Annotated in this window: 2 protein-coding genes and 1 tRNA gene; 1 reads left to right on the top strand and 2 read right to left on the bottom strand. The window is 52.7% G+C overall.

Annotation, left to right across the window (positions count from 1 at the left end):
• Positions 1–3: 3 nt before the first annotated feature.
• Positions 4–77, bottom strand: a tRNA-Arg gene (locus BN3772_RS27360).
• A gap of 200 nt (positions 78–277) precedes the next feature.
• Positions 278–646: a hypothetical protein gene (locus BN3772_RS27355; protein WP_039876597.1), complete on the bottom strand. Its 369-nt coding sequence runs from the start codon at positions 644–646 to the stop codon at positions 278–280.
• 142 nt (positions 647–788) lie between these two features.
• On the opposite strand from BN3772_RS27355, the gene asnB reads away from it, so the two are divergent.
• The gene (gene asnB / locus BN3772_RS27350; protein ID WP_042203532.1) at positions 789–2,633 is read left to right on the top strand and encodes an asparagine synthase (glutamine-hydrolyzing); all 1,845 of its coding nucleotides are present in this window, start codon (positions 789–791) and stop codon (positions 2,631–2,633) included.
• Positions 2,634–3,017: the final 384 nt, after the last annotated feature.

The following is a 3,017-nucleotide window of genomic DNA, read 5'->3' as shown; positions in this document are numbered from 1 at the left end:
TTACGTCCCGGAAGGGATTCGAACCCCCGACCGTGCGCTTAGAAGGCGCATGCTCTATCCAACTGAGCTACCGGGACATATAAAATATAGCTTTTCTATACTATGTATTAACGCAACGTTATCTACTATAACGCATTGGGAATTTTTTTTCAAGGATAATCTTTGTAATAATCAACATTTCTGCCCCCGGCAACGGAATTTACGGCATAATCTGCCGTTCAGACATCTGTCCTTCCGCTGCCGGAGCCAGAGGCACCGGCTTACCAGCCGCAGGGCATCAGTGCCGCTTAAGCGACACCTGACGGAAATGCTCTCCCAGCTGCTTTTTCAGGTGGCCGAAGATCAGCAGCTCACGCTGGAATTTGGAGCGCTCATCCTCCGGACTCATAACCGGGCTTCCGGTGAACGCGCTGACTGTCACGTCCTCAAAAGCATTATGCATATTATTATCAAACCAGTCGGTTTGGGTGTCTGCATCATTCGTCAGAATGCGCACAATCTCATAGCCTTCCTCATGCTGATCTTCCACGATGTACACCAAGAGCGCTGAATCGCCTACAGCTCCCGGCAATACGCCAACTTCGGCACATGGAGCACCGTCATATTCGGTCATTCTGCGGATTTTGGCGTCTTTAATGTAATACACTTGTCATCATCCCTCCTGGTAAATTTTCCTCTACCCTAGTGTTCGGATAAGGACATACATTTTATCCCTTCAATCGGCATATATCTGTATTACTCAATTCTTATATTTGGACAACAATCGCACAAAAGAGAGGATGAACATCATGTGCGGAATAACCGGCTTTATCCAGTGGCGCGGTGACCTTACCCAGCACTCGCAACTGCTCGTTAAAATGACTGAAACCTTATCAAACCGCGGGCCGGATGCCGCCGGAACGTGGATTTCGGGCCCCTGTGCCCTCGGACACCGCAGGCTGAGTGTAATTGACCCCGAGAACGGCGCACAGCCGATGATCGCCCGGCAGGATGAGAATGTCTATGCGCTCGTGTATAACGGTGAACTCTATAATGCTGATGATCTCAAAAGCGAGCTAAAGCAGCGCGGCCACCATTTCCAGACCCAGTGTGATACCGAGGTCCTTCTGCATGCCTATATGGAGTGGGGCCCGGATTGCACGGAAAAGCTCAATGGCATATTTGCTTTTGCCGTCTGGGACAGTGTGCGTGACCATCTGTTTCTGGCGCGTGACCGGCTTGGCGTCAAACCGCTGTTCTACAGTCAGATTGATGATGTGTTTGTCTTTGGCTCTGAGCCCAAAGCGCTGCTGCAGCATCCCAAAGTCCAGCCGAAGGTAGGGCCCGAAGGTCTGGCGGAAATCTTTATCGTCGGTCCGGCTCGTACTCCGGGACAGGGGGTATACAAAGATATATTCGAGCTTCGTCCCGGTCATGCCATGATTTATAGCCGCAGCGGTATCCGCAAGTATGCATACTGGGAGCTGGAGAGCTATGTCCACACTGACAACGTTGATGAAACAGCGGCCAGAGTCCGGGAATTGCTGCAGGATGCGCTGGAGCGGCAGCTTGTCTCCGACGTTCCGGTCTGCTCCCTGCTGTCCGGGGGACTCGATTCCAGCGCCTTAACGGCCCTCGCCGTGCAATACTACAACCGTACCGGCCAGGGCCGGGTGGACACCTATTCAGTTGATTTTGTCGATAACGATAAGCATTTTAAAAGCCACACCTTCCAGCCGGGCGCAGACGGGCCGTGGATTAAGCGGATGGTGGATGAGCTGCAGACGAATCACCGTTACATTACCTTTGATACTCCGGATCTGGTGCCGGCGCTCGATAACGCCCTTTACTCTCGTGACCTGCCGGGGATGACGGATGTGGATTCGTCGCTTTATTTATTTTGCCGGGAGATTAAAAAGAATGCGACGGTCGCTATTTCCGGCGAAGCCGCAGACGAAATCTTTGGCGGATACCCTTGGTTCCACCGTGAAGAAGCGCTGTCCTCCGGCACCTTCCCCTGGTCGGTAGCCCCCAAAATGCGTGCAGGATTATTGTCGCCCGAAGTCCGCGAATGGATACGTCCTCTGGAATATTTAGGTGACCGTTACAGTGACGCAGTGGCCGAGGTGCCTAAGCTTGACGGAGAGACCGGCAAACAGGCGCAAATGCGCGTTATGTCCTACCTTAACATTACCCGGTTCATGCCTACCCTGCTGGACCGCAAGGACCGGATGAGCATGGGCGTGGGACTTGAAGTCCGTGTTCCTTACTGTGACCACCGGCTGGTACAATACGTCTTCAACATCCCGTGGGAGATCAAAACAGTGGGCAATCGTGAAAAAGGCATTCTGCGTAAAGCACTGGAAGGCGTGCTGCCCGATGATGTGCTCTACCGCAAAAAAAGCCCTTATCCCAAAACACATAATCCCGCTTACCTGAACGCCGTCCGTACTCAGATGCTGAACATTCTGGATGATTCATCGTCTCCGATCCTGCCGCTGATTGATCCGGCCAAAATCCGAGAAATTGCCGCATCACCGGAATCATCCAGCAATCTGCCCTGGTTCGGACAGCTGATGTCCGGCCCGCAGCTGTTCGCATATCTGGCCCAGGTAAATCTCTGGCTGCAGAAGTATAATGTATCCATTGGATAAAAGCTCCTCCAACTCTAGATAACCATATTTAGGTCAAGGGGGTATTATCCCTGATGCCAGGCTCTGCAAAAAGTTCAGATTTCTGCTGATAAACGGCCCTCTTCCTTCCTGATGGTATTGTTAAGCTTCATTCACCTGGCTGTGCCGGCTGCGCTGCTGCTCAACAAGCAGCTGCAGCCGGCTTGCCTGTGCTTCCCGGGCAATTCTACATTCTGCCTGGTACGCTCTGCAGCCTGCAACTGTCCTGGCCCACGCCCTCTCACTGGAAAAGCACCTGATCTGCACAGCTTGGGCAGGACCTCCGGCCTTCCGTTGCAGCTCAATCTATGGACACCTTTGCCCTTCATTTCGCCTATCTGAGCTGTGCTGGCGAATTCAAAGGCA

It is taken from the genome of Paenibacillus camerounensis (assembly GCF_000723885.1).
Classification (GTDB): Bacteria; Bacillota; Bacilli; order Paenibacillales; family Paenibacillaceae; genus Paenibacillus_AQ; species Paenibacillus_AQ camerounensis.
The sequence above is the reverse complement of the archived record's forward strand: the minus strand, read 5'-3'. Positions and strand labels throughout refer to the sequence as shown.

Excerpts from the sequence above, each read along its gene's own strand:
- asnB (WP_042203532.1), top strand. The coding sequence starts at position 789 with ATGTGCGGAATAACCGGCTTTATCCAGTGGCGCGGTGACCTTACCCAG.